The sequence below is a fragment of the Pseudoduganella lurida genome, assembly GCF_007830455.1.
Lineage (GTDB): Bacteria > Pseudomonadota > Gammaproteobacteria > Burkholderiales > Burkholderiaceae_D > Rugamonas > Rugamonas lurida.
Genome location: NZ_VLLB01000001.1, coordinates 1,187,710 through 1,212,809, shown reverse-complemented (window position 1 = coordinate 1,212,809; position 25,100 = coordinate 1,187,710). Strand labels below are relative to the sequence as shown.

Here is a 25,100-nt window from a genome sequence, read left to right as displayed (position 1 = left end):
ACACGGGCTGGGCCGTAATAAAAAAGGCTGCCGGGGCAGCCTTGGGGTGGCGATGCCGACGAATCAGTTGCGCCGCTTCTTGCCCGCTTCGCTGCGCGAGACGCGCGCCTTGACCAGCTTGATCGGCGACTTCGACTTGCTGGCCGACGACTTCGCCTGGCGGTAGTTGCTGCGCTTGGCGACCGGTTCGTCGACCACGTCGACGGTGGCGTTCTCGGCGATATTGGTGGGAATGTCCAGGTTGGCGCTGGTGGAGATCTTCGGCACCAGGATCGTCGAGCCGGCCACCAGCATGCCGCGCGACGGCAGGTTGTTGGCCTGGCGGATGACTTCCGGCGTGGTGCGGAACTTCGAGGCCAGCGAGGCGATGTTCTCGCGCGCGCTGGTCACCTTGTGCGTCGTCCACGAGGACAGCGCGCGGCCCCACTGCGCCAGGTTCAGGTGGAACTTCTCGGCGTTCGCTTTCGGCAGCAGGATCTGGGTCTGCTCGCCGCCGGTGATCACGGGACGCTTGAACTGCGGGTTCAGCGCCTTGAATTCGTCCAGCGACAGTTCGGCCAGCTGGGCGGCGACGGCCATGTCGATGTCGCTCGTCTTGTCGACGGCGGTGAAGTACGGCTCGTTCTGGATCGCCGGCAGGGCCAGGCCGAAGCGGGCCGGGTTGGCGATGATGTTCTTCACGGCCTGCAGCTTCGGCACGTAATTGCGCGTCTCGGCCGGCATCAGGTACGCCAGGCTGTCGAAGTCGACCGGCTTGCCGGCGGCGCGGTTGGTGGCAATGGCTTTCTGCACGGAACCGTAGCCCCAGTTGTACGCGGCCAGTGCCAGCTGCCAGTCGCCGAACATGTCGTACAGCTTCTGCAGGTAAGTCAGGGCGGCATCGGTCGAGGCCAGCACGGAGCGGCGGTCGTCCTTGAAGCCGTTCTGCTTCAGGTTCAGGTCGCGGCCGGTGCCAGGCATGAACTGCCACATGCCGCCGGCGTTGGCGCTGGACACGGCCACCGGGTTGAACGCGGATTCGATGAACGGCAGCAGGGCCAGTTCGGTCGGCATATTGCGCTTTTCCAGTTCCGTCACGACGTGGAACAGGTACAGCGAAGCACGTGCCGAGGTACGCGCCATGTGGTCGGGACGCTCGGCATACCAGTTCGTATGCTTCGTCACCAGGGCATTGTTCAGGTCGGGGATCGCGTAGCCGGAGCGGATGCGGTTCCACACGTCCGTTTCGCGGAACGCGTCTTCGGACTGGGCCGTTTTACTGGCGCTTTTGACAACGGGAGGAGTGGGTGTTGCGAGGTCGGGTGCAGAAGCCCGGGTGGTGGCGGACAGAGGAATCAGCGGAAGGTTCGTGCTCGATTCGATGGCCTGACTGACTGCCGGTGCTGTCGCGAGGAACGCCGCCAGCAGGGAGATTGTCTTGATATGCATAGCTTTCCATTGTGTTGTCGTCAAAATAACCCGGGCAAGCCAGGGCGGGACGGACTACCAATTTAAAGGCCGAGTGTAAGGATATTGTCCGGTCGCCGTCAAGCAATATGTCGGCGCCGTTACAAAGAAACTTTAGCGCGGCGATGGTAAAGATGATGGCGAAATAGCCATTAATCGCTGCGAAATCGCGACAATTAGCGGGAATCGCACCGCGTGCGTACAATGCCCGATTGCTGTTGAACCAGGATGCCACATGAATACCGTCGACCAAACGACCGCCATTGCCGCCACCCGCGAATGGCTGGAAAAAGCCGTGATCGGCCTCAATCTTTGCCCCTTCGCGAAAGCCGTGCACGTCAAGGGCCAGATCCGCTATGTGTACTCGGATGCCGATACGCCGGAGGCACTGCTGGAACTCCTGATGGACGAGCTGCAGTTCCTTGCCGACACGCCGGCCGAGCAGGTGGACACCACACTGATCGTTCACCCGCACGTGCTGTCTGACTTCGAAGACTACAACGAGTTCCTCGACGTGGCCGACGCAGCGCTGGAAGACATGCAGCTTGACGGCGAACTTCAGGTGGCCAGCTTCCATCCGGACTACCAGTTTGCCGATACCGGCAAGAACGACATCGGCAACTATACCAACCGCACGCCGTATCCCACGCTGCACCTGCTGCGCGAGGAGAGCGTGGAGCGCGCCGTCGAAGCCTTTCCCGAAGCGGAAGCCATTTTCGAGCGCAATATCGAGACGATGGAGCAGCTGGGGCACGAGGGCTGGGACAAGCTGTTCCCGCGTGTCCATGGCTGAGGATCCGAAAGACGGTCAACCGCTGCCGGAGCGGGCCGACACGCCCTGCGTGGCAGTGTGTTCAACGACGTTCGACGATGTCTGCCGCGGCTGCGGGCGCACCTATATCGAGGTGGCGCACTGGGTGTCCATGAGCGCCGAGCAGAAGGAAGTGGTGTGGCAGCGCATCCTGGCGCAGGGGTATCCGCGCCGGAATGGGTGAAGGCGGAACACCGCTGTCTGGCACTTTCTCCGGGTGAATCCTCCGGAAAAAATGTCGGACCAGGCATCATCCGGGGGCCTGCTGCTTCGGGCCCGGTCTTTATTCCGGCATCGCGCCGATGAAATCCTTCTTGCCGATCTCGATGCCGTTGTGGCGCAGGATGTCGTAGGCCGTCGTGGCATGGAAGAAGAAGTGCGGCAGCGCGTAATGCAGCAGGTAGTTGCGGCCGATGAAGTGGCGCGTCTTCTCGCCGCTGCCCGTCGTGATGGCGCGCTCGGCACCGTCCTCGATCGCGCCCTGCGGCAGGCTGTCCAGGAACACCAGCGTCTTCCGGATGCGCAGTTTCAGCTCGCCGAAACTCTTTTCGCCATCCTCGTAGCTCGGCACGTCCTGGCCGGCCAGGCGCGCGCCGGCGCCCTTGGCGAAGTCGGTGGCGATCTGGATCTGGCGCGTGAACGGCAGCATGTCCGGGAACAGGCGGTACTGCAGCAGCGCGTTCGGATCGATTTTTTTCGCTTCCACGTGCTGCTCGGCCTTGTCGAGGATATCGGCCAGGCTGGTCAGGATCTGGCGGAACACGGGAATGGATGCGGTATACAGCGAAAAACTCATGGCGGCTCCTCTGGTAAGAGGAAAGATCATAACAAGTTCGGCGCAGCCATGTGCGGGCCGTTGCCGCCATGCCCCGCACCACTGCCGTAACCGTGACTTTGCGGCCCCTTTGCGTGCATAATTGCACCACGATAATTTTGTGGCCGCATTCCCGATGCTTCCGACCTTCCAGGCTGTGTTGATCCCAGCAGCATGACGCACCCGCTGATCCACCGCCTGCGCGCCCGCCTCGGTACGCTGTACGGCCAATCGATCTACGGATCCCTGCTGCTGGTGGTGCTGGGCGGCCTGATCGTGCCCGCCATCGTCGGCAGCTATCTGCTGGTGGGCGTGCGGGAGCACCAGTCGGCACGCACGGCGCTCAACGAAACGCTGCAGCGCAATGTCGATATCCTGGCGCTGGGCATCCAGGAATCCCTGTGGAACATGAATGCCGAAGCGGCCCATTCGCTGGTCGAGTCGGTGATGCGCGACCGCTCCGTCGTGCAGGTGCAGGTGACGGGGCAGGATGCGACCCAGTTCATCCACCTGAAGTCGCCGGCCCGCCCGCTCGGCAACGTGCTGCGCGCCGAGCGCGACGTGGTGGTACGCGGCGAACGGATCGGCCACGTGATGGTCGAGATGGACGACGCCCGCAGCCGCCAGGAGCTGCGCGAGAAGCAGCGCTCCTACATCTTCGTGCTCGGCGCCCAGCTGCTGGTGTCGCTGCTGCTGATCGTGCTGTTCCTGAACAAGCGCGTGATCCGGCCGCTGCGCCGGCTGATGCACTTCTCCGAACGGCTGTCGCAGGGCGACTTCGAGACCGGGCTGCAGGCGCGCCGCAGCGACGAGCTGGGCCGCCTGGCCGGCCAGCTGGAGCAGACCCGCGTGGCGATCCGCCATCTGTTCGAGGACGTGCGCCAGCGCGAGGAACGCTTCCGCACCATCGTCACGCAGGTGCCGGGCGCCGTGTTCCGCTACCGGCCGGACGGCCCGATCGAGTTCGTCAGCGACGCCATCGAGGACATCGCCGGCTACACGGCGGCCCAGCTGATGCGCGGCACCACGCACTCCTGGGTCAACCTGATCACGCCGGAAGACCGCCGCATGCAGCGCCGCGCCGTCAAGGAAGCGCTGGCCGACGGCCGGGCCTACGAAACGGAATACCGCATCATCGATGCCACCGGCACCGAGCGCTGGGTGATGGAAACGGGCCAGCCGCAGATCCCGCCCGACGGCGGCGCGGCGTGGGTGGACGGCATCCTGTCCGATATCGGCGAGCGCAAGGACAACGAGATGCGCATCGAGGCGCTGCTGGCCGAGCAGAGCGCGATCCTGGACAACGTGATGTTCGGCGTGATGTTCGTGCGCCACCGGACCATCCTGTCCGTCAACCGCCGCTGCGAGGAGCTGTTCGGCTACGCGCCGGGCGAGATGGTCGGCAAGTCCACCGCGATCGTGTTCCCGACCTCGTTCGATTTCGAGGCGGCCGGCGCGCGCCAGTATCCGACCCTGGGGCAGGGCGAATACTTCAGCGAGGAGCGCCACTACCGGCGCCAGGACGGCACGCTGTTCTGGTGCCTGGTGAGCGGCTGCGCCATCGACCAGCAGCGCCCCAACGACGGCAGCATCTGGGTGTATGCCGATGTCACGGCGCGCAAGGAAGCGGAAGAAAAGCTGCGCCTGTCGGCCACGGTGCTGGAACACATCGCCGACGGCGTGATGGTGGTCGACGGGCACGGCACCATCGTGGCCGTCAACACGGCCTTCACGCAGATCACCGGCTACACGGAAACCGAGGCGCTGGGCCGCGGCCTGGAACTCACGCGCTCCGAACGCCATGACGACACCTTCCGCGCGGGCCTGTGGAAGGAACTGGTCGAGACGGGCTACTGGCACGGCGAGCTGTGGTGCCTGCGCAAGAACGGCGAGCAGTTCCTCGAGGCGCTCACGATCACCGCCGTGAAGGACACGCACGCCGGCCAGCAGCATGATGCAGCCGGACTCGCCGGCGGCATGCCGAAGCACTACGTGGGCGTGTTCAGCGACATCACGCTGGTCAAGGAATCGCAGGAAAAGCTCGACCACCTGGCCCACCACGACCCGCTGACGGCGCTGCCGAACCGGCTGCTGTTCAATGACCGCCTGCTGCATGCGATCCAGCGCGCCGGCCGCTCGCAGGAGCAGCTGGCGCTGCTGTTCATCGACCTGGACCGCTTCAAGAACGTCAACGACACGCTCGGCCACCACGTGGGCGACGAGCTGCTGACCAAGGTGGCCAGTGCGCTGTCGGCCCGCCTGCGCGACGGCGACACGCTGGCGCGGCTGGGTGGCGACGAATTCGTGGTGCTGCTGGAAGGCGTGGACGGCCAGTACGCCGCCACGCTGGTGGCGGAAAAGCTGGTGGCCATGTTCGAGCAGCCGTTCGTCGTCGGCGGCCACGAGCTGTTCGTCACCTGCAGCGTGGGCATCAGCCTGTACCCGTCCGATGCGACGGACCTGAACATGCTGATCCGGAATGCCGACGTGGCGATGTACCAGGCCAAGGCGCGCGGCCGCAACGGCTACCGCTTCTATGCGCCGTCGATGACGGGCGAAGGCGTCGAACGCCTGCGCCTGGAAACCTACCTGCGCCGCTCGATCGAGAAGGACGAGATCTTCCTCAACTACCAGCCGCAGGTGGAGATCGACACGGGCCGGCTGATCGGCGTGGAGGCGCTGGTGCGCTGGAACCATCCGGAGCTGGGCCTGGTGCCGCCGGTGCGCTTCATTCCGCTGGCCGAGGACACGGGCTTCATCAGCCAGCTGGGCGAATGGGTGCTGGGCGAGGCGTGCCGCCAGATGGTGCGCTGGGAGCGCGCCGGCCTGGTGGTGCCGAAGATCGCCGTCAACCTGTCGGTGCGCCAGTTCGAGCGCGGCACCATCGTGCGCACGGTGCGCGACATTCTCGCCGAGACGGGCCTGGCGCCGCACCGGCTGCAGCTGGAGGTGACGGAATCCGTGATCATGAACACGGGCGACGCGCTGGCCTTCATCAACGACCTGCACGCGATCGGCGTCAGCCTGGCCATCGACGATTTCGGCACCGGCTACTCGTCGCTCGCCTACCTGAAGCAGATGCCCGTGAAGACGCTGAAGATCGACCGCTCGTTCATCAAGGACATCCACCTGGACGTGAACGACGAGGCCATCGCGATTGCCATCATCCAGCTCGGCAAGAGCATGAACCTGTCCGTGATCGCCGAAGGCGTGGAGACGGACGCACAGGCCGCCTTCCTGCTGCGCCACGGCTGCAACCAGGCGCAGGGCTACTTCTACAGCCGCCCGGTGATGCCGGACGACCTGCTGCGGCGCTGGCTGCCGTAACGGGGGACCCGTGGTGACCATCACACGCCGCCGTTTCCTGCTGGCCGGGACGGCCGCGGCGGGCTCGCTCGTCGTCGGCTGGGGTGCGCTGCCGCCGCGCCAGCGGCTGCATGCCGCCGCGCCGTTTCCCGTCGGTGGCGAAGCCGTCGCCCTGAACGGCTGGGTAGCGCTCGCGCCGGACAACACGGTGACCGTGGCCATCCCGCGCGCCGAAATGGGCCAGGGCATCCATACCGCGCTGCCGATGCTGGTGGCCGAGGAACTGGACCTGCCGCTCGATGCCGTGCGCATCGTGATGGCGCCGCGCGACAACATCTATGCCAACACCGTGGTGCTGGCAGACACGCTGCCGTTCCATCCGGACGAGCCGGGCGCCGTGCCGGACCTGGCGCGCTGGACGCTGGCCAAGGTGGCGCGCGAGCTGGGCATCAACGTGACGGGCGGCTCGTCGTCGATGCGCGACCTGTGGCTGCCGATGCGCGAGGCGGGCGCCGCGGCGCGGGCGATGCTGGTCGCCGCCGCGGCCCGCGCCTGGGATGTGCCGTTGGCGCAGGTGCGCACCGCGGACGGCCAGCTGTGGCATGACCTCAGCGGCCGCAAGGCCACCTTCGGCAGCTTCGCGCGCGCCGCGGCAAGCGAAACACCGCAGGCGCCCCGGCTGAAGGCGCCGCATGCGTTCCGGCTGCTGGGCAGCAGCGTGCCGCGCCGCGATGCGCACGGCAAGAGCACCGGTGCGGCCCGCTTCGGCATCGATGCGCGGCCGGCCGGCATGCTGTACGCGGCCCTGCGCATGTCGCCCACCATCGGCGGCACCATTGCCGGCATCCACCTGGCCGATGCACTGGCCATGCCGGGCGTGCTGAGCGTGATCGACTGCAGCGGCGCGCTGTCCGGCCAGACAGGCGCGCAGGCCGGCGTGGCGGTGGTGGCGAACACGTACTGGCAGGCCAGCCAGGCCGCGGCGGCGCTGGCGATCCGCTGGGAACCGGGCCCGCACACGGCACTGTCGACGGCGGACCTGTTCGGTGCGATGGCGCGGGCGCTCGACGAGGGCGACGAGTCGCTGCACTACAGCCGCGGCGACGTGGCCGGGGTGCACGAACATGCCGCGGTGGTGCAGGCCGAGTACCGCGTCCCGCTGCTGGCCCACGCGGCGATGGAACCCCTCAACTGCACGGCCCAGGTGGCGGATGGCAAGGTGCGGCTGTGGGTGTCGACGCAGGTGCCCACGCTGGCGGTTGCGGCGGCGGCCAGGGTGGCCGGGGTCGGCACGGACAATGTCGAGCTGCATGAACACCCTCTGGGCGGCGGCTTCGGCCGGCGCCTGGAAACGGACATGATCGCGCAGGCCGTGGCCATCGCCCGCGAATGCCGCGGCCAGCCCGTGCAGCTGGTGTGGACCCGCGAACAGGACGTGATGCACGACGTGTTCCGCCCGGCCGTGCTGGCGCGCCTGGCCGCCACGCTCGATGCCGCGGGCACCGTCAAGAGCTGGGAGCTGCGCGCGGCCGGCGGCGCACTCACGCCCCAATACCTGCGGCGCAACCTGGGCCTGCGGTTTGCCGGCAAGGACCGCACGACCGTCGAAGGCGCGGCGGACATGCCCTACGAGATCCCGCACCAGCGCATCGCCCACGCGGTGGTCGACAGCGCCGTGCCCCTTGGCTACTGGCGTTCCGTCGGCCATTCCCACAACGCGTTCTTCCGCGAGAGCTTCCTCGACGAGATGGCCCATGCCGCCGGCAAGGACCCCGTGCAGCTGCGCCGCGCGATGCTGCTCGCGCACCCGCGCGAACTGGCCGTGCTGGATGCGGCCGTGCGCGGCGCCGGCACGGCGCCAAAGGGGCGCGCCCATGGCGTGGCGCTGCACGGCAGCTACGGCAGCGTGGTCGCGCAGGTGGCGGAGGTGTCGGTGGCCGACGGGGCGATCCGCGTGCACCGCGTGTTCTGCGCCATCGACTGCGGCTTCGCCGTGAACCCGAACCTGATCGCGCAGCAGATGGAATCGGCGGTGGTGTTCGGCCTGTCCGCCGCGCTGGGCGGCGAGATCACCGTGGCGGGCGGACAGGTGCAGCAGACCAATTTCGGCGACTACCCCGTGCTGCGCATGGACCAGGCGCCGCAGGTCGAGACCATCATCGTGCTGTCCGGCGAACCGCCGCAGGGCGTGGGCGAACCGGGCGTGCCGCCGATCGCGCCGGCGGTGGCCAACGCCGTGTTCAGGTTGACGGGGCGGCGGCTGCGCAGCCTGCCGTTGAAGCTCGGTTGACACCAGCCGCCGCGGTCAGTTGCAGGGCGCCTGAGCAACGGGATCCCCGGCAGGCAGTGCGGGAGACGGGACAGATGACGGGACAGAACATCCGCCTGGCGGCCTGGCCTCAGGCAGTGCCCATCAGCTGCCGCAGGTTGCAGTCCGCCTGCCACTGGCGCCGTTCGTCGTTGCTGGCGGCCTGGCGCGCCAGTTCGGTTTCGTCGATCTTCGCGATCGTTTCGATCAGGCGGTTCGCCACGTTCGGATCGGGCAGCATCGTGCCGAAGAATGCCACGGTTTCATGACGCTGGATCAGCAGGGTCGGAAAATTCACGACATCGAGGTCGCCGACGATGTCCGCATGGTCCTCGATGTCCACCCACAGAAAATATTTTTCCGGGTGCTTCATCGCCAGTTCTTCGAAGGCGTTGCGGTAGCTGGAACAGGTGCCGCACCAGGCGGCGCACAGGCAGGCCACGATCAGGCGGTCCTGCGCCAGCGCGGCGGCCACTTCGGCGCGGTTGTCGGCGTGTAGGGTTGTGCTGTGCATCGCAGCATTCTAACTCGCTTTGCGATGTGCCCGGTGCGAACCCGACGGTGGGACCTGCGGACCGGCCTCGGATCCGATGACTGGGCCTGGCCCCGGCCGCGAGGTAAAATATGCTTTGCGTACCGCCATTACGCCCACGAATCCGTACCATGCCGACCAACGCTACATGCTGACAATCCTTGCACTTGAAACTTCCTCCGAACTGGCCTCCTGCGCACTGCTGCATGGCGGCCGGGTGGCCTCGCGCAGTTCCGATGGCGTGCGCACGCATTCCGCCTCGCTGCTGCCGATGGTGCAGGAGCTGCTGACGGAGGCCGGCATCGCGCTGGCGGACTGCGACGCGATCGCGTATGGCGCCGGGCCCGGTTCGTTCACCGGCGTGCGTACCGCCTGCGGCATCGCCCAGGGCCTCGGCTTCGGTGCCGGCCTGCCGCTGGTGCCGGTGGTCACGCTCGATGCGATGGCGCTGGCCTGCCACGAGCGGCATGGCGCGGCCGAGGTGCTGCCGGTGCTGGATGCGCGCATGAACGAGGTGTACTGGGCCCAATATCGTATCGAAGACGGCCTGCCGGTAACCGTGCTGCCGCCCGCGCTGTCGGCACCGGCGGAGGTGGCACCCCGGGGCACGCCGCGCGCCTGCGGCAATGGGCTGGCGGTGTACGCCGAAACGTTTGCCAGCAGTGCCTTCGTGGCCGATGGCGACCCGGCCGTGCAGCCCCACGCGGAACAGGTGGCGCGCCTGGGCGCGGCAGCGTTCGCGGCCGGGCAGGGCGTGGCGGCGGCGGCCGCCCAGCCGCTCTACCTGCGCAACAAGGTGGCCTACACGAAGGCCGAGCGTGCCGTCATCAACGCGGCCGGTGCCGCCGGAGCGGGCGCATGACGCCGGACCGCGGCATGGCGTGGGACCTGGCGCGGCTGGTCTACGAACCGATGCAGCCGCATGACCTGGACGACGTGACGGCGCTGGAAACGAGCGTCTATCCGCATCCTTGGACGCGCACCAATTTCGCCGACTCGCTCAGGAGCGGCTACCACGCCTGGATCCTGCGCGACCAGCCGGGCGAACTGCTCGGCTATTTCCTCGTGATGGCGGTGGTCGACGAAGCGCATCTGCTGAACGTGGCCGTGGCCGCGCGCTGGCAGGGCCAGGGACTGGGCCGGCTGCTGCTGAACCAGTCGGTGGCCTGCGCGCGCGGACTCGGCATGGAGTCGATGCTGCTGGAGGTGCGCCCGTCGAACGTGCGCGCGCTGGCGATCTACCGCCGCTACGGCTTCCATGAAATCGGCCGCCGCAAGGGCTACTATCCGGCCGCCAACCAGACCCGCGAGGATGCCATCGTGATGCGGATGCCGCTATGAACGCCCGGAACAACGTCTTCCTGCAGGAGATGGGCATCGGCCCGCGCTGGCTGCTGCGCGACCGCGCCGACGACGGCGTCGACGCGGAAGTCATCGCGCCGGAAGTCATTGCGGCCGAACTCGTCGCGGTGGAATCAGTCGCTGTGGAATCAGTCGCGGTAGAGGCGGTCGCTGCAGCGCCGGTGGCCGAAGTGTCCGCGGCACGCGCACCGGCACCGGCGTCCGTTCCCGCGCCGTCCGGCTCCGGCGACGACACGGCCTGGTTCGACGAAGCGCCCGCGCCGCCACCCAGGGCGCCCGTCCACAAGGTACCGGCACCGGCGCGGCCAAGAGAGACGACGCCGGCTCCTTCCGGCGAAGACACGTCGTGGTTCGATGCCGTGCCCGCCAGCGCGGTCAGCCGCGCGCCGGCACGCAGCCGGGGCGCCACCGACGAGGAGATCGCGGCGATGGACTGGCCGGCATTGCAGGAGGCCGTGCGCCGCTGCGACCGCTGCGAACAGTGCGCCGACGGTCGCGTCAACGTGCCCGGCCGCGGCGACGAACGGGCGCGCTGGGTCGTGCTGGCCACCGCACCCACGGCGGCCGACGAGAAGGCCGGCGAGCCGCTGTCCGGCGAACCGGGCCAGCTGCTGGACAATATGCTGCGCGCCGTCGACCTGTCGACGCAGAATGGCGTCTACGTGACGACGCTGGTGAAGTTCCGGCCAACGGCCGAGGATGGCAGCGAGCGCCTGCCGAGCGCCGACGAGCTGGCCGCATGCCGCCCGTACCTGCAGCGCGAGCTGGCGCTGACGGGCGCCGGCCTGGTGCTGACGCTGGGCGGCGTGACGGCCAAGGGCCTGCTGGGCGTGGCCGCGCGCGGCAAGGTGCTGCGCCATGGCGAACTGCCGGTCGTCGCCACCTTCCACCCGGCCGACCTCCTGAAGCAGCCGGCCGACAAGGCCCGGGCGTGGGCCGACCTGTGCCTGGCCCGCTCCGCCCATGCCGGCCGGCGCTGAACCGCTGCCGGATCACCAGACGTCCTTCGAGCGCCGCTGGGGGCACCTGACGCGTCCGCACGTGCGGGCGCTGGCCTGGCTGCTCGACGCGCCGGACCTGCTCGATCCCGCCGCGCCGTACTGGCATGGCCGCATTGCCACCCTGGGTGCCGTCAACGCGGCCGATGCAGCGTGGCTGGCCGCGCTGGAGCACGATCCCGCACCGCTCGTTGCGGCCCTGGGCAGCCGCTTCTATTCGCGCCTCGGCCTGTACGCCGAAAAGCTCATGGCGTTCTACTACGCGCAGCGTGGCATGCTGGCCGCGCATGGCCTGCAGGTCCGGATGCCGCGCCCCAAGGGCGGCCAGCAGACGGTCGGCGAGTTCGACTTCCTGCTGGACGAGCCCGCGGGCCTGCGCCACATCGAATTCGCCAGCAAGTTCTACCTGCTCGACGGCCACGCCGCGAACGGCGACTTCGACGTGCTGGTGGGGCCCAACCTGGCCGACACGCTGGGCCGCAAGATGCGCAAGATCTTCGCGCAGCAGCTGGCGCTGGGCGGGCATCCCGCCGCGCAGCTCGCGTTGCAACAGGCGGGCTTGCGGCCCGTCGTGGCGGCGCAGGCGCTCGTCAAGGGCTGGCTGTTCCACCCGCCGGGCATGGACGCCGTCATCCCCGGCATCACGCCTGGCCACTGCCGCGGCACGTGGCGAACGCTGGGCGATTTTGCAGCGGTCGAAGAAGAGGGATGCTTCGTGGTGATGCCGCGCCTGCTGTGGCTGGCGCCGCTGAAGATCCGTGCGACGCCGGACGATGCGGCCGTGCCTTCGGCGCTGTCGCGTGCCGAACTGGCGGACGTGCTGGCATTGCAGTTCGCCACGGATGCGTCGCCGGTGATGGTGGCGTCCGTGCGGCAGGAAGGGGAATGGCTGCTGGAGGAGGGCCGTGCCTTCCTCGTGCCCGACGGCTGGCCGGCGCAGGCGGCCCTGCGCCGCGCGAACGACGCGAGGACCAGCGCAACCGATTAGTGCTTGTGCTCGCCGATCAGCGCGAGCGAATCGTGTTCGCGCTGGTTGGCCGCATGCAGGCGCATGATGAAGATCATCGTCCCGGCCAGGAACAGGCCGAACAGGATGATGATGGTGTTCAGGTCCAGGTGCAGGCGCAGCATCAGCGAGTACACCGCCAGCATCGTCAGGATCGACAGGTTCTCGTTGAAGTTCTGCACGGCGATCGAGTGGCCGGCGCTCATCAGCACGTGGCCGCGGTGCTGCAGCAGCGCGTTCATCGGCACCACGAAGAAGCCGGACAGCACGCCGATCATGATCAGCATCGGGTAGGCGATCCAGGTGCTGTACACGAACGCCATCGCCATCACCATCACGCCCATCGCCACGCCCAGCGGAATCACGGACAGCGAGCGGCGCAGCGTGATCATCCTTGCCGACATCACGGCGCCCACCGTCACGCCCAGGCCCACCAGGCCCACCATCGTGGTGGCCTTCTCGTACGTCATGTGCAGCGACTGCTTGGCCCATTCCAGCACGATGAACTGCAGCGTGGCGCCGGTGCCCCAGAACAGCGTGGTGACAGCCAGCGAGATCTGGCCCAGCTTGTCCTTCCACAGGATCGAGCAGCAGTTGGCGAAGTCCTCGATCAGGCGCGCCGGGTTGCGCTCCTGGTGCGGATACACGCAGCCGGTGAGCGGAATGCGCAGGTTGAACAGCGCCGCCGCGATGTACAGCACGGCCACGATCATCAGTGCGCCGCTCTCCGCGTTCGGGATGCCGATGTGCCAGCCCAGCATGATCGCCTCGGCGCGGTCGCCGACCAGGATGCCGCCCATCACGGTGCCGAGGATGATCGAGGTGATCGTCAGGCCTTCGATCCAGCCGTTGGCCGCCACCAGTTTTTCGGGCGGCAGCAGCTCCGTCAGGATGCCGTACTTGGCAGGGGAATAGATGGCGGCGCCGATGCCGACGATCGCATAGGCGGCCAGCGGGTGCACGTCATAGAACAGCAGCGCGCAGCCGAAGATCTTCACGAGGTTCGCGTAGAACATCACGCGGCCCTTCGGCAGCGAATCGGCGAACGCGCCCACGAACGCCGCCAGCAGCACGTAGAACAGCACGAACAGGAACTTCAGCAACGGCGTGATCCACGCCGGCGATTGCATCGTGATCAGCAGGTCGATCGCGACGAACAGCAGTGCATTGTCCGCCAGCGAAGAAAAGAACTGCGCTGCCATGATGGTATAAAAACCACGATTCATTGTGGAGGGCCTGAAAACTGAGATCGGCTTGCTTTATACCATGAATGGATGCCTTTCCAAAGAAACGGACGGGCTGCCGGAAATGCCCGCCGCGCGCCGTGCGCCGCACCAATTCAGGCTTTCCGCAGTGTGAACGGTCGTGCGGAATCGCCTGTCCTGCCGCGCGCCGGCCGCGGGTCCTTAAGCCCTGTCTAAGGTAAAATGCCGCCTCCCCTCCATCTACCATCAACATCTCCAGTCGACCCATGCCAAGGCCCATCGTCGCCATCATCCACCTCGCCGCGTTGCGGCACAACCTGGCACGCGCCCGCGCCTGCGCGCCGGACTCACGCGCCTGGGCGGTGGTGAAGGCGAACGCCTATGGCCATGGCCTGGAACGCGCGCTGCGCGGCTTTGCGGAGGCCGACGGCCTTGCGCTGATCGAGTTCGACAACGCCGTGCGGCTGCGCGAGCTGGGCTGGACGAAGCCCGTGCTGCTGCTGGAAGGCTGGTTCGATGCGGCCGACCTGCACACGATGGCGCGGCACGGCCTGAACGGCGCGGCCCATTGCGACGAGCAGATCGCGCTGCTGGAAAGCACGCCGCTGGCGCGCCGCATCGACGTGCATCTGAAGATGAACACGGGGATGAACCGGCTGGGCTTCCGTCCGCACGAATTCGCACGCGCGCACGCGCGGCTGCGCGCCATCCCGCACGTTGGCGAGATCACGCTGATGACGCACTTCGCCAATGCCGACGAGGCGGCGCACCGCTGCCTGCCGATCGGCGAGCAGATCCGCCGCTTCGACGCGGGCGCGGCCGGCCTGCCGGGCCCGCGCAGCCTGGCCAATTCGGCCGGGGTGTTCCGGATGCCCGAGTTGAAGGAAACGCTGGTGAGCGACTGGATCCGGCCCGGCATCATGCTGTATGGCGGCACGCCCGGCGGGGGCAGCGCGGCGGAACACGGCCTGCTGCCGGCGATGACGCTGGCCAGTGAACTGATCGGCGTGCAGGACATCGCGGCCGGCGATTTCGTCGGCTACGGCAGCCGCTTCGAGGCCGACCGCGCCATGCGCATCGGCGTGGTCGCCTGCGGCTATGCGGACGGCTATCCGCGCCATGCACCGACCGGCACGCCGGTGCTGGTGAATGGCGTGCGCACCCGCAGCGTGGGGCGCGTGTCGATGGACATGATGGCGGTGGACCTGACCGATGTGCCCGAAGCCCGCGTCGGCAGCCGCGTGGTGCTGTGGGGGCAGGGCCTGCCGATCGACGAGGTGGCCGACAGCGCCGGCACCATCGGCTATGAACTGATGTGCGCGGTGGCGCCCCGCGTGCGGATCGAGGAAGACTGAACGACCATGGCAAAAGCAAAGACCCAGTACGTGTGCAGCGAATGCGGCGGCACGAGCAGCAAGTGGGCGGGCCAGTGCCCGGCCTGCCGGCAGTGGAACACGATGGTGGAAACGGTGGTGGAGACGGCCGGCGTGAACCGCATGTCGCAGACGCCGCAGGCCCTGGCGCAGACGGCACCGGTGCTGTCGCTGCACGAGATCGAGGCGCTGGACGTGCCCCGCTTCGGCACCGGCATCGAGGAATTCGACCGCGTGCTCGGCGGCGGCCTGGTGGCCGGCGGCGTGGTGCTGATCGGCGGCGATCCCGGCATCGGCAAGTCGACCCTGCTGCTGCAGGCACTGGCCAATCTGTCGCGCATGAAGAGCGTGCTGTACGTGTCGGGCGAGGAGTCCGGCGCGCAGATCGCGCTGCGCGCCAAGCGGCTGGCCATCGACGCGAAGGAGTTCAAGCTGCAGGCCGAGATCCAGCTGGAGAAAATCCAGCAGACGCTGGCCGACGTGCGTCCCGAAGTGGCCGTGATCGACTCGATCCAGACGCTGTATTCGGATGCGCTGACGTCGGCCCCCGGTTCGGTGGCACAGGTGCGCGAGTGCGCGGCGCAGCTCACGCGCATCGCCAAGCAGACCGGCATCACGATCATCCTCGTGGGTCACGTGACGAAGGAAGGCGCGCTGGCCGGCCCTCGCGTGCTGGAACACATCGTCGACACGGTGCTGTACTTCGAGGGCGACAGCCATTCCAGCTTCCGGCTGGTGCGGGCCATCAAGAACCGCTTCGGCGCCGTCAACGAGCTGGGCGTGTTCGCGATGACGGAAAAGGGGCTGAAGGGCGTGTCGAATCCGTCCGCGCTGTTCCTGTCGCAGCACGACAACCAGGTGCCCGGCTCCTGCGTGATGGTGACGCAGGAGGGCACGCGGCCGCTGCTGGTGGAGATCCAGGCGCTGGTCGATGCCAGCCACCTGCCGAATGCGCGGCGGCTGTCCGTCGGCCTGGAGCAGAACCGCCTGGCCATGCTGCTGGCCGTGCTGCACCGCCATGCCGGCATCGCCGCGTTCGACCAGGACGTGTTCATCAATGCCGTCGGCGGCGTGAAGATCACGGAACCGGCGGCCGACCTGGCCGTCCTGCTGGCCATCAATTCGTCGATGCGCAACAAGCCGCTGCCGCGCGGCTTCGTCGTGTTCGGCGAAGTGGGCCTGGCCGGCGAGATCCGGCCCGCGCCACGGGGCCAGGAGCGCCTGCGCGAGGCGGCCAAGCTGGGCTTTTCGATCGCCATGATCCCGAAGGCCAACGCACCGAAGGCGCCGATCGAAGGCATGACGATCATCGCCGTCGACCGTATCGACGATGCGTTCAACAAGCTGCGCGAGCTGCAGTGATGCGTGGCGGGTAACGAAGTGATGGTTGAAGGAGATTGCAGGTAATTAGTTACCTTAAAGAATTTTATTCAATGCAATTTCCGCGCTCGCGCAGTAAAATGGCACAGCCGGTCACGCCGGCGGTTTCCATGCGAGCGAGGGTTTACAGTGTTAGTCGATCAAAGACAGGGAGTGCGCAAGATCCTGCGCGTACGCGCCATGGTGGTGCTGGATGGTTCCGCGCCGCTGCCGGCCCGCACCTTCGACCTGGGACTGGCCGGCATGTCCGTCACGACGGCCAGCAAGGTGGATACGGGCAAGCCCGGCCAGGTCGTCTTCGAGATGCTGGTGGACGGAAAGCCACAGATCATCACCTGCCGCGCCAAGGTCAGCCACTGCATCTTTTCCGGCAACGAGTTCAAGGTGGGCTTCGTGTTCCAGCCCCTGACGCCCGAGGCCACGGCCGCCATCACCAAATTCGTGCGCTGAACGACCGTGACGGGTGATGCCTGGAAGACAAGGACACGAACTCCGTTCAGTTCGAGCTTTTGATTCTTTGACGGGATGGCATCATAATCCCGGTTATCCGGAGTCAGCCACGCGAGGTCAACATGAACACGAGCGCTACCAGCAGCCTGCTTGCCACCTTGTATGGTGGCAGCGTCGCGAACACCGCCGGCAGTGTCACGGGCAGCACCACGCTGTCGCCCACGGTGGCCGCCAAGGTGCGCCAGGCACTCGCCGGCCAGCAGGGCAATATCGATGCGCTCAATGCCAGCCTGACGGCGGACCAGACGCGCCTTTCCGGCCTGGGCCAGCTGCAGAGCGCGCTGTCCACCTTCGAAGCGCTGGCCGAAAGCCTGTCCGGCGCCGGGCTGTCCACTTCCGCCAGCGCATCGGTCAACGGCATCGTCACAGCGGCCACCACTTCCTCGGCCAAGGCCGGCACCTACAAGGTGGAAGTGGGCCAGCTGGCGCAGGGCCAGATCCTCACCGGCGGCGCGAAGCCGACGGCGGACACCGCGCTGGGGAGCGGCACCAATGCCACCATCAAGCTGCAGTGGGGCACGCTGGCGGACGGCGAGTTCAAGGCGGCCGGCGGCAGCCAGAGCATCGCCATCGACAGCAGCAACAATACGCTGGAAGGCATCGCGGCCGCCATGAAGAAGGCCGGCGTGGACGCCTCGGTCGTCAAGGGCGATACCGGCTACTCGCTGCAGGTGAAAGGCAAGGACGGCGCGGCGCAGACGCTGTCGATCAGCGTCACGGGCGATGCGGCGCTGAAGGCGGCCATCGGCTTCGACCCGGAACATCCGGCGGCCGGCGCCATGACACAGGTACAGGCGGCGCAGGATGCCATCGTGACCGTCGACGGCACGAAGATCACCAGCCCCACCAATTCGCTGACGGATGCGGTGCCCGGCACCACGCTCACCCTCGCCGCCAAGGGATCGACGACGCTGACGGTGGCGCAGGACACCAGCCAGATCTCCAAGAACGTCAATACCTTCATCGAGGGCTACAACGCGCTGACCGAGCGGCTCGCGGCGCTGCAGAAGGGCGCGCTGAAGGGCGACACGGCATTGAGCTCGGTGACCACGCAGCTGGCCCAGGTGATGCGCATCGGCGGCGCCGGTTCGATGGCGCAGGGGCTCGCCGCGGCCGGCATCTCGCAGGACGCCAGCGGCAAGCTGGTGCTGGACCAGACGAAGCTGGACGCGGCAGTGAAGGCCGATCCGTCCGCGCTGGCCAAGCTGTTCACCAACGAAGGCAGCGGGCTGGCGGACAAGCTCGACAAGAAGATCGACTCGTGGACGGCCGAGACGGGCCTGCTCTCCCGCACGGAGACGCGCGTGACGCGCAGCCTGGAAATCCTCACGGGCAAGCAGGACCGCATGGCGCAGGCGCTGACCACCCAGGCCCAGGCGCTGGCGCAGCTGTACACGATCCAGGAGCAGATGGGCGGGACGGGGACGTTCCTCGATATGCTGGGATAGATCGTTGAAGTCGCCGCGGGCTGCCCAGCCACGGGGTCTGACCCACAGCGCCCGGGACTCTCACGTCGATCGCTGACGGCATCGCGGGTCTGACCCCAGCCGTTTGCCGGCGCCGTCGAAATACATGCCGAAGCAGGGTCGGACCCGTGGGATCGCCGACAACCGGGCTTCGCGCCGCGGGCCATGGGTCAGACCCCGTAGCTCTGCTGTCCCGCGCGGCAGCCACCAGCTGAAAACCCCGCCGGCATCCGGTCCACCGGCTGCCGCGGGGCTTCGTTGCATTTGCAGCGCTTGCTATTCGTGATAGCGGTCTGTCAGTTTCTGGTGACCACCACGGCTTTCCGAGATGATTTCATAGGCGATCAGCCCCACGGTGGCTACGAAGATGCCGATCGTCAGTAGTGCAGGCATGTCATTCCAGCCATCCTTGCGGGCGGCTGCTCCCGTTGTTGATACCCTTTGAGCGTAGCAGCCGCTGGCGGCTTTGCAAGGTCGTTGGGAAACTATTTCACATTATTTCATTTGGCGAACACTGCTGGTCATGCCATCCATCACCGGCAGGACAGCGATGGCTACGTCATGGACGGCGACCTGATGGACGGCTACGTCATGGACGGCGATTTGATGGACGGCTACTTCTGGACGGCTATTTCACCACCAGGTCCGCCGACATCACCGCCTTCAGCGTCACCGGTTCCTCCGGCTCGCGCTGCACGAACCACCAGGCGCCGGCCTTCTTCATTTCCCAGTCCAGCTCCTCGCCGGCCAGCAGCAGCGCCGCCACCTGGCCCAGCGTGGGCTGGTGGCCGACGATCACCACGGTTTCCTTCGATGCCGGCCAGTTGGCCGCCTTCAGGATGGCGGCCGCTTCGGCACCCGGCGCCAGCGCCGGCACGGTCTTGTACTTGCGGCCCAGCCCTTCGGCCGTCTGCACCGTCCGCACGGCCGGGCTGACGAGGATGCGGCAGCTCTCGGGCAGCTGCGAATCGAGCCACTGGCCCATGCGCTTCGCCTGCTTCTGGCCTTTCGGCGTCAGGGCGCGCTCGATGTCCGGCAACCCTTCGTCGCCCGGTTCCGCTTCCGCGTGGCGCCACAGTATCAGGTCCATGCTTGCCTCCTCAGTGGTCTTCAATTTCAATCATTGCCTGCCTAGTCCGCGCTGGTGCCCAGCGATGCCATCAGGTGCTGCTGGGCGCCGTAGGGCGTGCCCTTGCCGCGCGGCTTGCGGCGGTGGTAGTGGCCATCCGGCTCCAGTTCCCAGGCATTGGCGTTGTCCTTCAAATAGGGATTGAGTCCCTCGGCCATCACGCGCCGCTTCAGCGCGCGGTCCAGTACCGGGAAGGCCACCTCGATGCGGCGGAACAGGTTGCGGCTCATCCAGTCGGCGCTGGCCAGGTAGACGTCGTGCGCCAGGTCGTTGCGGAAGTAGTAGATGCGGCTGTGTTCCAGGAAGCGGCCGATGATCGAGCGCACGCGGATATTGTCCGACAGGCCCGTCACGCCAGGCCGCAAGGTGCAGGCGCCGCGCACGATCAGGTCGATCTTCACGCCGGCCTGGGACGCTTCGTACAGCGCGCGGATCACGGACTCGTCCACCATAGCATTGACTTTGACGATGATGCGCCCGGCCTTGCCGCCCTTGGCGATCTTTGCTTCGTTGCGGATCGCCTTGATGATCTGGTCCTGCAGCGCGAACGGCGCCAGCCACAGGTGCGTGAGCTTGTGCGGCTTGGCCAGGCTGGTGAGGTGCATGAACACCTCGTTCACGTCGCGGCCCATCTCGGGCTGGCTGGTCAGCAGGCCGAAGTCCGTGTAGAACTTGGTGGTCGTCGGATGGTAGTTGCCCGTGCCCAGGTGGGCGTAGTAGCGCAGTGCCGCGCTGCTGCCCGTGCCTTCGCGGCGGATCACCAGCGCGATCTTTGCATGCGTCTTCAGGCCGACCACGCCGTACACCACCTGTGCGCCGGCCTGTTCCAGTTTGTCGGCCCAGTTGATATTGGCTTCCTCGTCGAAGCGCGCCATCAGCTCGACGATCACGGTCACTTCCTTGCCCAGCCGGGCCGCCAGGATCAGCGCCTCCATCAGGTCCGAATTCATCCCGGTGCGGTAGACGGTCTGCTTGATCGCGACGACGCAGGGATCGGTGGCGGCGCTGCGGATGAAGTCGATGACGGTCTGGAACGACTGGAACGGGTGGTGCAGCAGGATGTCCTGCTTGCGCAGCGTGGCGAAGATGTCTGACCCGGCCGTCGCCATGCCCGGCACGAACGGCGGGAAGCGCAGTTCCGGCAGCTTGGTGTACTCGATCATCTCGTTCAGCCGCACCATGTTGACGGGGCCGTCCACCTGGTACAGGCGGGTGGGGTCCAGGTCGAACTGGTCGAGCAGGAACTGCGACAGCTCCGGCGGGCAGTTCTTGGCCACCTCGATGCGCACGGAGCGCCCGAACTGGCGGCCCTGCAGCTCGCCCTTGAGCGCCTGGCGCAGGTTCTTCACCTCGTCCTCGTCCACCCACAGGTCCGAATCGCGCGTCACGCGGAACTGCGAATAGGCCATCACCTCGCGGCCGGCGAACAGGTCGGAAATGTGCGCGTGGATGATGGAGGAGAGCAGGCAGAACGACACGCCCGGTGCCGCGCCGTCGGCCCTGTCCGACAGCTCGGCCGGCAGCTGGATCACGCGGGGCAGCACGCGGGGCGCCTTGATGATGGCGATGGCCGTGCCGCGCCCGAACGCATCCTTGCCGGACAGCGCCACGATGAAGTTCAGGCTCTTGTTGACGACCTGCGGGAACGGGTGGGCCGGGTCCAGGCCGATCGGCGTGAGCAGCGGGCGCACCTCGCGCTCGAAATAATCCTTCACCCAGGCGCGCTGCGCTTCGTTGCGCTCGTTATGGCGCAGCAGGTGCACGCCGTGCTCCTTCAGTAGCGGCAGCACTTCCGTGTTGAGGATTTCGTATTGGCGCGCCACCATCACGTGACATTCGGCGGCCACGCGGTTCAGGTTGGCCGTCAGGGCAGGGTGCTCGGACAGCTTGCCGTCCACGCTGGCCGCGGCCAGCAGGCTGGCCACGCGGACCTCGAAGAACTCGTCGAGGTTGCTGCTGACAATACATAAATAGCGCAGCCGTTCCAGCACGGGGATGGCGGCATCTTCGGCCTGCGCCATCACACGGCGGTTGAACGCGAGCTGGGACAGCTCGCGGTCCAGGAACAGGCCGGGGCGGTTGGCTTCCGCTCGCGTCTCGGGCTTCATGGGATCGTCTTCTTCTGGTCGTGCATGCAAGATACTAACGCGACAACACTCGCGCTGGCGCTCATGACAGTGTAGAGGGGAAATATGACAAGGCCATGACCACCTGAGGGCAGATTATGACATGGAGAATTCCTTTGTAATTCAGTGACTTGCAGCGTGCGAGGACGATCCGGCAAAAAGTGCAAAGGGGGCGGAACGCAAATATTTCAAGCCGCGTCAAAGATGTCATAAAGCCGTCATATTCCGTCATTAGACTGCGCAGCATCATCCAACCCCTAGAGGAACTTTGATATGCGTATGAAACAGTTGATGGCCTCCCTCGTCGTAGGCGCGTCCGCCGCAATGGCCTTCACTACCGCGCTGGCTGCGGATATTACCGGCGCTGGCGCTACCTTCCCTTACCCGATCTACGCCAAGTGGGCCGAGCAGTACAAGGCTGCCACGGGCAATGGCCTGAACTACGCTTCCGTCGGCTCCGGCGCAGGCATCAAGCAGATCAAGGCCAAGACCGTCGACTTCGGCGCGTCCGACATGCCGCTGAAGGCAGAGGAACTGGATGCCGAAGGCCTGATGCAGTTCCCGGCCATCATGGGCGGCGTGGTCACCGTGGTCAACCTGGCCGGCATCACCCCGGGCCAGCTGAAGCTGACCGGCCCCGTCGTCGGCGACATCTACCTGGGCAAGATCACCAAGTGGAACGACCAGGCGATCGCCGCCCTGAACCCGGGCGTGAAGCTGCCGGACGATGACATCACCGTCGTGCACCGCGCCGACAGTTCGGGCACCTCGTTCCTGTTCACCGACTTCCTGTCCAAGACCAATGCCGAATTCAAGACGAAGGTCGGCGCCAACTCGGCCGTGAAATGGCCGGTGGGCATGGGCGGCAAGGGCAACGAAGGCGTCGCCGCCAACGTGCAGCGCATCAAGGGTTCGATCGGCTATGTCGAATGGGCCTACGCCAAGAAGAACAAGATGTCGCACACCCAGCTCAAGAACAAGGACGGCATGTTCCTGCAGCCGGACGACGAGAACTTCAAGGCCGCCGCCGCCAACGCCGAGTGGACCAAGACGCCGGGCTTCGGCGTGGTGCTGACCGACCAGGCCGGCAAGACCTCCTGGCCGATCACGGGCGTGTCGTTCATCCTGGTGTACAAGCAGGGTGCTGACGCGGCCAAGAGCAAAGAGGTCATCAAGTTCTTCGACTGGGCCTACGCCAATGGCGACAAGGCTGCCGTGGACCTGGACTACGTGCCGATGCCTGACTCCGTCGTCAAGCAGGTGCAGTCGGCCTGGAAGGCCAACCTGAAGGATGCTTCGGGCAAGGCGCTGTACTGATAGCCACATGCTCCCTCGGCACCCGCCGAGGGGGTTAGCCGGGGGTTCCCAGTCAGGGACTCCCGGCTAGCCTTTATTAAAACAGCCTCCAACCCATCCAGAACCCATGTCCATGAGTGCAGAAATCACATCCGTCCCCGCGGCGGCGCCGCAGATGGAGCCGTCCATCTCGCACGCGGCGATGCAGTCCGTGATGCGCCGCCAGCGCATCCAGGACTTCTTCTTCCACAAGGTGACGATGCTGTTCGCCCTGTCCGTGCTGTTCGTCCTGGTCGGCATCATCATCTCGCTGATGATCGGCGCCTGGCCGGCCCTGTCGCACTTCGGCCCGGGCTTCATCACGCGCGTCGAATGGGATCCGATGAACGACGAGTACGGCGCGCTGATCGCCATCGTCGGCACGCTGGGCACGGCCGGCATCGCACTGCTGATCGCCTTCCCGGTCAGCTTCGGCATCGCGCTGTTCCTCACCGAGATCTGCCCCGTGTGGCTGAAGCGCCCGCTGGGCACGGCCATCGAGCTGCTGGCCGGCGTGCCGTCGATCATCTACGGCATGTGGGGCCTGTTCGTGTTCGCGCCGCTGTTCGGCGACTACGTGCAGCCGTTCCTGAAGGCGACGCTGGGCCACATCCCCTTCATCGGCGTGCTGTTCTCCGGCCCCACCATGGGCATCGGCATCCTGACCGCCGGCCTGATCCTGGCGGTGATGATCATCCCCTTCATCTCCTCGGTGATGCGCGACGTGTTCGAGATCGTGCCGGCCGTGCTGAAGGAATCCGCGTACGGCCTGGGCTGCACGCGCTGGGAAGTGGTGCGCAAGATCGTGCTGCCTTATACGAAAACGGGCGTGGTGGGCGGCGTGATGCTGGGCCTGGGCCGCGCGCTGGGCGAGACGATGGCCGTTACCTTCGTGATCGGCAATGCCAACAAGCTGTCGGCCTCGCTGTTCGCACCGGGCAACTCGATTGCCTCCACGCTGGCCAATGAATTCGGCGAAGCCGCGACGCCGCTGCACGTGTCGTCGCTGTTCTCGCTGGCCCTGATCCTGTTCGTGATCACCTTTATCGTCCTGTCCGCCGCGAAGCTGATGCTGGCCGGGATGTCGCGCAAGGAAGGCGTCAAATGAATACCGTGAATCCTGTCTACCGCAAGCGCCTGTGGCAGCACCGCGTGGGCATCGCCCTGTCGGTGGCCGCCATGTCCGTCGGCGTCATCGTGCTGCTGTGGATCCTGGCCACGCTGCTGATCAACGGCTTCTCGGCGCTGACCCCGGCGCTGTTCACGCAGACCACGCCGGCCCCCGGCAGCGAAGGCGGCGGCCTGATGAACGCCATCGTCGGCAGCCTGATGATGGTCGGCCTGTCGACGCTGGTCTCCACGCCGATCGGTATCCTGGCCGGCATCTACCTGGCCGAATACGGCGAAGAGAACAAGCTGGCCCAGGTCACGCGTTTTGTGACCGACATCATGCTGTCCGCGCCGTCGATCGTGATCGGCCTGTTCGTGTACGCGCTGTATGTCGCCAACGTCAACCACTTCTCGGGCTACGCCGGTTCGCTGGCGCTGTCGCTGATCGCCGTGCCGGTGGTGGTGCGCACCACGGACAACATGCTGCGCCTGGTGCCGAACTCGCTGCTGGAAGCGGCGTTCGCGCTCGGTGCGCCGCGCTGGAAGGTGGCCATGCTGGTGCGCCTGCGCGCCGTGAAGGCCGGTGTCGTGACCGGCGTGCTGCTGGCCGTCGCCCGCGTGTCCGGCGAAACGGCGCCGCTGCTGTTCACCGCGCTGAACAACCAGTTCTTCAATGCCGACATGAACAAGCCGATGGCCAACCTGCCCTACGTGATCTACCAGTTCGCGATGAGCCCTTACGACAACTGGCGTTCGCTGGCCTGGGGCGGCGCACTGCTGGTGACGTTCAGCGTGCTGGCACTGAACATCCTGTCGCGCACGGTCTTCACGCAAAAAGTCCCGAATTGACCGAACGAACACTGATCGGCTGAACCATCTATCC

21 protein-coding genes are annotated in these 25,100 nt (G+C 66.7%); 15 read left to right on the top strand and 6 right to left on the bottom strand.

Features of this window, described 5'->3' with window-relative positions; translation table 11 throughout:
* Positions 1-63: 63 nt before the first annotated feature.
* Positions 64-1,428 (bottom strand): transglycosylase SLT domain-containing protein, encoded by a 1,365-nt coding sequence (locus tag IP91_RS05185; protein WP_145647659.1) that lies wholly within the window; start codon positions 1,426-1,428, stop codon positions 64-66.
* A gap of 253 nt (positions 1,429-1,681) precedes the next feature.
* On the opposite strand from IP91_RS05185, the gene IP91_RS05180 reads away from it, so the two are divergent.
* Positions 1,682-2,239, top strand: coding sequence for a DUF1415 domain-containing protein (locus tag IP91_RS05180; RefSeq protein WP_145647658.1), 558 nt, complete (start codon positions 1,682-1,684; stop codon positions 2,237-2,239).
* A complete protein-coding gene (locus IP91_RS05175) occupies positions 2,232-2,441 on the top strand; it encodes a DUF1289 domain-containing protein (protein ID WP_145647657.1) in 210 nt (69 codons plus the stop codon). The genes IP91_RS05180 and IP91_RS05175 overlap by 8 nt, the downstream gene beginning before the upstream one ends.
* Before the next feature lie 99 nt (positions 2,442-2,540).
* On the opposite strand, the gene IP91_RS05170 is transcribed toward IP91_RS05175, so the two are convergent.
* Positions 2,541-3,053 (bottom strand): DUF1993 domain-containing protein, encoded by a 513-nt coding sequence (locus IP91_RS05170; RefSeq protein WP_145647656.1) that lies wholly within the window; start codon positions 3,051-3,053, stop codon positions 2,541-2,543.
* 192 nt (positions 3,054-3,245) lie between these two features.
* Between IP91_RS05170 and IP91_RS05165 the strand changes: the two genes are divergently transcribed.
* Both IP91_RS05165 and IP91_RS05160 read left to right on the top strand, forming a co-directional pair.
* Positions 3,246-6,398: an EAL domain-containing protein gene (locus IP91_RS05165; protein WP_145647655.1), complete on the top strand. Its 3,153-nt coding sequence runs from the start codon at positions 3,246-3,248 to the stop codon at positions 6,396-6,398.
* 13 nt (positions 6,399-6,411) lie between these two features.
* On the top strand, positions 6,412-8,667 hold the full coding sequence (locus IP91_RS05160) for a xanthine dehydrogenase family protein molybdopterin-binding subunit (RefSeq protein WP_145647654.1): 2,256 nt from the start codon (positions 6,412-6,414) through the stop codon (positions 8,665-8,667).
* A gap of 109 nt (positions 8,668-8,776) precedes the next feature.
* On the opposite strand, the gene IP91_RS05155 is transcribed toward IP91_RS05160, so the two are convergent.
* A complete protein-coding gene (locus IP91_RS05155; protein ID WP_145647653.1) occupies positions 8,777-9,199 on the bottom strand; it encodes a thioredoxin family protein in 423 nt (140 codons plus the stop codon).
* A 166-nt stretch (positions 9,200-9,365) separates the two neighbouring features.
* Between IP91_RS05155 and tsaB the strand changes: the two genes are divergently transcribed.
* The 4 genes from tsaB to IP91_RS05135 are packed head-to-tail and all read left to right on the top strand — an operon-like array spanning position 9,366 to position 12,565.
* Positions 9,366-10,079 carry a tRNA (adenosine(37)-N6)-threonylcarbamoyltransferase complex dimerization subunit type 1 TsaB gene (tsaB, locus tag IP91_RS05150; protein ID WP_145647652.1) on the top strand — a complete coding sequence of 238 codons (714 nt, stop codon included), beginning with the start codon at positions 9,366-9,368 and terminating at the stop codon, positions 10,077-10,079.
* Complete coding sequence (rimI, locus tag IP91_RS05145) at positions 10,076-10,558, top strand: ribosomal protein S18-alanine N-acetyltransferase (protein WP_145647651.1); 483 nt, start codon at positions 10,076-10,078, stop codon at positions 10,556-10,558. Before tsaB ends, rimI begins: the two co-directional genes overlap by 4 nt.
* On the top strand, positions 10,555-11,559 hold the full coding sequence (locus tag IP91_RS05140; RefSeq protein ID WP_145647650.1) for a uracil-DNA glycosylase: 1,005 nt from the start codon (positions 10,555-10,557) through the stop codon (positions 11,557-11,559). Before rimI ends, IP91_RS05140 begins: the two co-directional genes overlap by 4 nt.
* Positions 11,543-12,565, top strand: coding sequence for a DUF1853 family protein (locus IP91_RS05135; RefSeq protein ID WP_145647649.1), 1,023 nt, complete (start codon positions 11,543-11,545; stop codon positions 12,563-12,565). The genes IP91_RS05140 and IP91_RS05135 overlap by 17 nt, the downstream gene beginning before the upstream one ends.
* On the opposite strand, the gene lplT is transcribed toward IP91_RS05135, so the two are convergent.
* Positions 12,562-13,809, bottom strand: a complete 1,248-nt coding sequence (lplT, locus tag IP91_RS05130; protein WP_145647648.1) for a lysophospholipid transporter LplT — start codon at positions 13,807-13,809, stop codon at positions 12,562-12,564. The two genes, IP91_RS05135 and lplT, sit on opposite strands and share 4 nt — an antisense overlap.
* A gap of 245 nt (positions 13,810-14,054) precedes the next feature.
* Here lplT and alr point away from each other — a divergent pair, with 245 nt between their 5' ends.
* The 4 genes from alr (at position 14,055) to fliD (ending at position 18,499) form a co-directional block, all read left to right on the top strand.
* A complete protein-coding gene (gene alr / locus IP91_RS05125; RefSeq protein WP_145647647.1) occupies positions 14,055-15,143 on the top strand; it encodes an alanine racemase in 1,089 nt (362 codons plus the stop codon).
* Positions 15,144-15,149: 6 nt separating this feature from the next.
* Positions 15,150-16,523: a DNA repair protein RadA gene (gene radA / locus IP91_RS05120; protein ID WP_145647646.1), complete on the top strand. Its 1,374-nt coding sequence runs from the start codon at positions 15,150-15,152 to the stop codon at positions 16,521-16,523.
* Positions 16,524-16,694: 171 nt separating this feature from the next.
* Entirely contained in the window at positions 16,695-16,991 is a 297-nt protein-coding gene (locus IP91_RS05115; RefSeq protein ID WP_229473889.1) for a PilZ domain-containing protein, read from the top strand.
* Between the two features lie 122 nt (positions 16,992-17,113).
* Positions 17,114-18,499, top strand: coding sequence for a flagellar filament capping protein FliD (fliD, locus tag IP91_RS05110; RefSeq protein ID WP_145647644.1), 1,386 nt, complete (start codon positions 17,114-17,116; stop codon positions 18,497-18,499).
* Between the two features lie 646 nt (positions 18,500-19,145).
* Here fliD and sixA read toward each other — a convergent pair.
* A complete protein-coding gene (sixA, locus tag IP91_RS05105; protein ID WP_145647643.1) occupies positions 19,146-19,607 on the bottom strand; it encodes a phosphohistidine phosphatase SixA in 462 nt (153 codons plus the stop codon).
* A gap of 41 nt (positions 19,608-19,648) precedes the next feature.
* The gene (ppk1, locus tag IP91_RS05100) at positions 19,649-21,754 is read right to left on the bottom strand and encodes a polyphosphate kinase 1 (RefSeq protein ID WP_145647642.1); all 2,106 of its coding nucleotides are present in this window, start codon (positions 21,752-21,754) and stop codon (positions 19,649-19,651) included.
* 291 nt (positions 21,755-22,045) lie between these two features.
* Between ppk1 and pstS the strand changes: the two genes are divergently transcribed.
* The 3 genes from pstS to pstA all read left to right on the top strand — a co-directional run bounded on the left by pstS (position 22,046) and on the right by pstA (position 25,066).
* Positions 22,046-23,089, top strand: a complete 1,044-nt coding sequence (gene pstS / locus IP91_RS05095; RefSeq protein WP_145647641.1) for a phosphate ABC transporter substrate-binding protein PstS — start codon at positions 22,046-22,048, stop codon at positions 23,087-23,089.
* Between the two features lie 112 nt (positions 23,090-23,201).
* On the top strand, positions 23,202-24,215 hold the full coding sequence (gene pstC / locus IP91_RS05090) for a phosphate ABC transporter permease subunit PstC (RefSeq protein ID WP_145647640.1): 1,014 nt from the start codon (positions 23,202-23,204) through the stop codon (positions 24,213-24,215).
* Positions 24,212-25,066, top strand: a complete 855-nt coding sequence (gene pstA, locus IP91_RS05085) for a phosphate ABC transporter permease PstA (RefSeq protein WP_145647639.1) — start codon at positions 24,212-24,214, stop codon at positions 25,064-25,066. The genes pstC and pstA overlap by 4 nt, the downstream gene beginning before the upstream one ends.
* Positions 25,067-25,100: the final 34 nt, after the last annotated feature.

What these genes read in the sequence shown, in the direction of transcription:
- IP91_RS05185 (WP_145647659.1), bottom strand. Translation starts at nt 1,428, where the DNA reads ATGCATATCAAGACAATCTCCCTGCTGGCGGCGTTCCTCGCGACAGCA.
- IP91_RS05180 (WP_145647658.1), top strand. Translation starts at nt 1,682, where the DNA reads ATGAATACCGTCGACCAAACGACCGCCATTGCCGCCACCCGCGAATGG.
- IP91_RS05175 (WP_145647657.1), top strand. Translation starts at nt 2,232, where the DNA reads ATGGCTGAGGATCCGAAAGACGGTCAACCGCTGCCGGAGCGGGCCGAC.
- IP91_RS05170 (WP_145647656.1), bottom strand. Translation starts at nt 3,053, where the DNA reads ATGAGTTTTTCGCTGTATACCGCATCCATTCCCGTGTTCCGCCAGATC.
- IP91_RS05165 (WP_145647655.1), top strand. Translation starts at nt 3,246, where the DNA reads ATGACGCACCCGCTGATCCACCGCCTGCGCGCCCGCCTCGGTACGCTG.
- IP91_RS05155 (WP_145647653.1), bottom strand. Translation starts at nt 9,199, where the DNA reads ATGCACAGCACAACCCTACACGCCGACAACCGCGCCGAAGTGGCCGCC.
- tsaB (WP_145647652.1), top strand. Translation starts at nt 9,366, where the DNA reads ATGCTGACAATCCTTGCACTTGAAACTTCCTCCGAACTGGCCTCCTGC.
- rimI (WP_145647651.1), top strand. Translation starts at nt 10,076, where the DNA reads ATGACGCCGGACCGCGGCATGGCGTGGGACCTGGCGCGGCTGGTCTAC.
- IP91_RS05140 (WP_145647650.1), top strand. Translation starts at nt 10,555, where the DNA reads ATGAACGCCCGGAACAACGTCTTCCTGCAGGAGATGGGCATCGGCCCG.
- IP91_RS05135 (WP_145647649.1), top strand. Translation starts at nt 11,543, where the DNA reads ATGCCGGCCGGCGCTGAACCGCTGCCGGATCACCAGACGTCCTTCGAG.
- lplT (WP_145647648.1), bottom strand. Translation starts at nt 13,809, where the DNA reads ATGAATCGTGGTTTTTATACCATCATGGCAGCGCAGTTCTTTTCTTCG.
- alr (WP_145647647.1), top strand. Translation starts at nt 14,055, where the DNA reads ATGCCAAGGCCCATCGTCGCCATCATCCACCTCGCCGCGTTGCGGCAC.
- radA (WP_145647646.1), top strand. Translation starts at nt 15,150, where the DNA reads ATGGCAAAAGCAAAGACCCAGTACGTGTGCAGCGAATGCGGCGGCACG.
- fliD (WP_145647644.1), top strand. Translation starts at nt 17,114, where the DNA reads ATGAACACGAGCGCTACCAGCAGCCTGCTTGCCACCTTGTATGGTGGC.
- sixA (WP_145647643.1), bottom strand. Translation starts at nt 19,607, where the DNA reads ATGGACCTGATACTGTGGCGCCACGCGGAAGCGGAACCGGGCGACGAA.
- ppk1 (WP_145647642.1), bottom strand. Translation starts at nt 21,754, where the DNA reads ATGAAGCCCGAGACGCGAGCGGAAGCCAACCGCCCCGGCCTGTTCCTG.
- pstS (WP_145647641.1), top strand. Translation starts at nt 22,046, where the DNA reads ATGCGTATGAAACAGTTGATGGCCTCCCTCGTCGTAGGCGCGTCCGCC.
- pstC (WP_145647640.1), top strand. Translation starts at nt 23,202, where the DNA reads ATGAGTGCAGAAATCACATCCGTCCCCGCGGCGGCGCCGCAGATGGAG.
- pstA (WP_145647639.1), top strand. Translation starts at nt 24,212, where the DNA reads ATGAATACCGTGAATCCTGTCTACCGCAAGCGCCTGTGGCAGCACCGC.